3 protein-coding genes are annotated in these 4,043 nt (G+C 66.6%); 1 reads left to right on the top strand and 2 read right to left on the bottom strand.

Annotated elements, in window-relative coordinates; all coding sequences use genetic code 11:
- Positions 1-678, bottom strand: a 678-nt coding sequence (locus PGX04_RS01105) for a DUF5794 domain-containing protein (protein WP_273736826.1), incomplete at its 3' end; no start/stop codon positions are given.
- 620 nt (positions 679-1,298) lie between these two features.
- Here PGX04_RS01105 and guaB point away from each other — a divergent pair.
- Positions 1,299-2,801 (top strand): IMP dehydrogenase, encoded by a 1,503-nt coding sequence (gene guaB / locus PGX04_RS01110; protein WP_273736827.1) that lies wholly within the window; start codon positions 1,299-1,301, stop codon positions 2,799-2,801.
- A 30-nt stretch (positions 2,802-2,831) separates the two neighbouring features.
- On the opposite strand, the gene PGX04_RS01115 is transcribed toward guaB, so the two are convergent.
- Positions 2,832-4,043 (bottom strand): AMP-binding protein (locus tag PGX04_RS01115; protein ID WP_273736828.1); only part of this gene is annotated, 1,212 nt, incomplete at its 5' end.

Genomic DNA, 4,043 nt, shown 5'->3' on the forward strand with positions numbered 1-4,043 from the left:
CAGCGGGGCCTGTCCGAAGGCCATCCCGAGCAGGGACAGCGGCAGCAGTCCGAGCGCGACCGCGCTCCCGAAGCGGAACCGATCGATGTCCATGTACTCCCGCAGGTACGGCCCGGTGAGGGCGATGAGCAGCGCGAACGCCACGCCGACGGCCGCCGCCAGCGTCGCGTGGACGACGAGGACGGGATCGGTCATCACGACGAACGTCGCCCCGGCGGGGTCGATACTCGCGACCAGCCCCAGCCCGATGACGACGATCGGGTTGGGGAGGTAGTCCCCGATGGTCGCGCTGGCGGTCTTCGCCGCGATGGCGGCGATCACCAGCGCCGCGAACCGCTCGAAGATGACGATGTCGAGCACGCTCTCGATCGCCGGCGCAAGCGCGGCCTGGACCGCCGCGAGCAGTATCAGCGGAATCCCGACGAGCAAGACGACGGTCGCTTGCTCTCGAGGCGTGCCGTCCATCTCCGCCAGGATCACAGCGACGGTGGCGCTCCCGCCGAAGATCAACAGGCCGACCTGGATCGCGCCCAGCGGCTCGTCGAGCGCGCCGGCCAGGATCAACGCGGGGAAGACGCCGTCGACTAACGGCAGCATCATCACCAGCGCGAGGAGCCTCGCGTCACCCCCGACGATGCGCTCCATCTGGAGCGCGACCGGGTGTTGTGACGTACTCATCGGTCAGGGTCGATGGCCGTGACCCGGGGCCAGTGGGCGATATGACGGGCGATCCCGTACCGACCGGTCCGCACACCGGCCGATCGCATTGGGGTTCTGGCCTCGTGCTGTGAGTTTCTGTGTAAAATTCCCGAAGGCGAAGGCGGCGGCGAAGTCGGAACTCGTCCGGCCATCGGTTCGGGCGGCGGCTGCACTCACAGCGTACATACCCAAACACACGAGCGGACTGTCAATAAACGTTGCGTGGGACGGCATTTCACGATTCGGTAGTGTTTCAGCAGTAGCGGCCAGATCCGTACGGAAACGCACAGATCTGTCATAGATATGGGCACTCGTCGCTGGGATCGCCGCGATTTGTGACACCGACTGTGACTCTCGCGCCGACGAAACGATCGGACGAGAACCCGAAGACCTGAGGACGAGTACGGATGACTCGAGCGGGGACGCTGACAAAATAACGCCGGAAAAACGCCGAACTACTGGCGTCACGATGACAAGATACTGCGTGCTCAGGGCGGCTACCAGCGCGGCTAGACGAATCGGCCACGGATGGCCTCGACAACGGTTCTCACCCGGATATATCTCGCAATACTTTTTGCCCGGGGGTCCGGACGGTTTACATGGCGAACGACGTTCCAGAGCAAGAGCCCTATTCTTCGAAACTGCAGGTACCGGAAGCGCTAACGTTCGACGACGTCCTTCTCCGCCCGAAGGAGAGCCGCGTCGAACCCGACGACGCCGATCTCACGTCGAACGTCTCAAAGAACGTCGAGGTCTCGGTCCCGATCCTCTCGGCGGCGATGGACACCGTGACCGAGAGCGGCATGGCGATCGCGATGGCCCGCCACGGCGGCCTCGGCGTCCTTCACCGCAACATGAACGTCGACGAGATGGTCGAGGAGATCGAGCGCGTCAAGAGCGCCGACGAACTCATCATCCCCCTCGACTCGGTCGTCACTGCCGATCCCGAGATGTCCGTGCGCGAGGTCGACGAGCGAATGGCCCGGCAGGGCGTCGGCGGCGCGCCCGTCGTCAACACCAACGGCGAAGTCCTGGGGATCATCTCGAGTACGGACATCCGACCCCACCTCGAGGTCAACGAGGACGATCCGGTCACCGAAGCGATGACCGACGAGGTCATCACGGCCCCCGAGGACATCGACTCCCGCGACGCGTTCGAGATGATGTACGAGCACAAGATCGAGCGGATCCCGGTCGTCGACGACGAGAACCTCCTCGTCGGCCTCGTGACGATGCAGGGGATCCTCCAGCGCCGCGAGTACAAGGAGGCCGTCCGCGACGAGGACGGTCGCCTCCGCTGTGGCGTCGCCGTCAGCCCGTTCGAGCACGACCGCGCGACGGCCGCCGACGAGGCCGGTGCCGATGTCCTCTTCATCGACACCGCGCACGCGCACAACCTGAACGTCGTCGAGGGCGCTCGAGACATCAAGGAGTCCGTCGACGCGGACGTCGTCGTGGGGAACATCGGCACCCGCGAGGCGGCCGAGGATCTGGTCGACTTCGCGGACGGCCTCAAGGTCGGCATCGGCCCGGGATCGATCTGTACCACCCGCGTCGTCTCCGGGTCCGGCATGCCACAGATCACGGCCGTCGCACAGGTCGCAGACGTCGCGAGCGATCAGGACGTGCCGGTGATCGCCGACGGCGGCATCCGCTACTCCGGCGACGCCATCAAGGCGGTCGCCGCCGGCGCGGACGCCGTCATGCTCGGCTCCTACTTCGCCGGCACCGACGAAGCGCCGGGGCGCGTCGTCACGATGAACGGCAAGAAGTACAAGCAGTACCGCGGCATGGGATCCGTCGGCGCGATGAAGTCCGGCGACAGCGACCGATACCTCAAGGACGAACCCGACGAGGACGACGAGTACGTTCCGGAGGGGGTCGAGGCCGCGACGCCGTACAAGGGGACGCTCAAGTCCGAACTCCACCAGCTCGCCGGTGGCATGCAGTCGGGCATGGGCTACGTCGGCGCGGAAACCGTCCCCGAATTCAAGGAGCGCTCGGAGTTCGTTCGCGTCTCCGCGGCCGGGCAGGCCGAGAGCCACGCTCACGACGTCGTCATCACCGACGAAGCGCCGAACTACTCCCCCGACAGCGAGTGAAGGCGCTACCGGCGGCGCTCGAGCGCCGACTCAGACCAGTTCGGTCCGACGAATTTTTCCGGTCGTGGTCGTCGGCAGTTCGTCGACGAACTCGATCTCGCGCGGGTACTCGTACTCCGCCAGCCGCTCCCTGACGAGGTCGCGGAGTTCACGACGGAGGTCCGTCGAATCCGTTTCCCCCGCGGCCGGCTTGACGACCGCTTTGATGATTTCGCCCCGCGTGTCGTCCGGAACGCCGACGACGCCGACCTGTTCGACGGCCGCGTGCTCGAGCATCGCTTCCTCGACCTCCCGCGGGGCGACGCGGTAGCCGCTCGTGATGATGAGGTCGTCGTCGCGGGAGACGAACCAGAGGTAGCCGTCCGCGTCGCGCTTCGCGAGGTCCCCGGTGAGGTGCCACTCCCCGAGGGTCACGTCGGCCGTCTTTTCGGGATCGTTCAAATACGCCTCGAAGACGACGGGATCGTCGTCGCGGCGGACGGCGATCTCGCCGACCTCGCCGGTCGCTACCGGATCGCCGCTGTCCGGATCGACGACGGCCACGTCGTGGCCGGGGACGGGTTTTCCCATGCTGCCCGGCTTCGCGGGGACCCACTCGCGGCAGTTCGTGACGAGCAGGTTCGCCTCCGTCTGGCCGTACAGTTCGTTGACGACCGTCCCCTCGAGTTCCGCGTCGGCCCACTCGAGGATCTCGCTCGTCAGCGGTTCGCCGCCGGAGCAGATCGCCTCGAGCGAGAGGTCGTAGCGGTCGGTCGGGTCGTCGACCGTCATCAGCATGCGGATCGCCGTCGGTGGCACGAACGCGTTCGTCACGTCGAACGCCTCGGCGATCTCGAACGCGGTTTCCGGATCGAACGACCCCATCGGGTAGCCGACGACCGGTCGACCGTAGTGCCACGCCGGGAAGACGAGATCGCCCAGCGCCCCGATCCACGCCCAGTCGGCGGGCGTCCAGTAGATCGAGTCGCCGCGAACGTCCCGCTCGAAGTACATCGAAAACGCGGGACAGTGACCGAGCCAGACGTCGTGCGTGTGAAGCACACCCTTCGGTTCGCCGGTGCTCCCGCTCGTGTACATGACGATCGCCGGCGTGTCCGCGTCGGTCTCGACGGGCTCGTACTGGCTTGAGCGACCCTCGATCGCCCCCGCGAAGTTCCGGACGGTGGCCTCGCCGACGCGCGCCGGCTCCGGATCGGCGTCGACGACGAGCACGTGCTCCAGCATCGGACAGTTCGGCGCGAC

The organism is Natrinema soli (assembly GCF_028618695.1).

Excerpts from the sequence above, each read along its gene's own strand:
- guaB (WP_273736827.1), top strand. The coding sequence starts at position 1,299 with ATGGCGAACGACGTTCCAGAGCAAGAGCCCTATTCTTCGAAACTGCAG.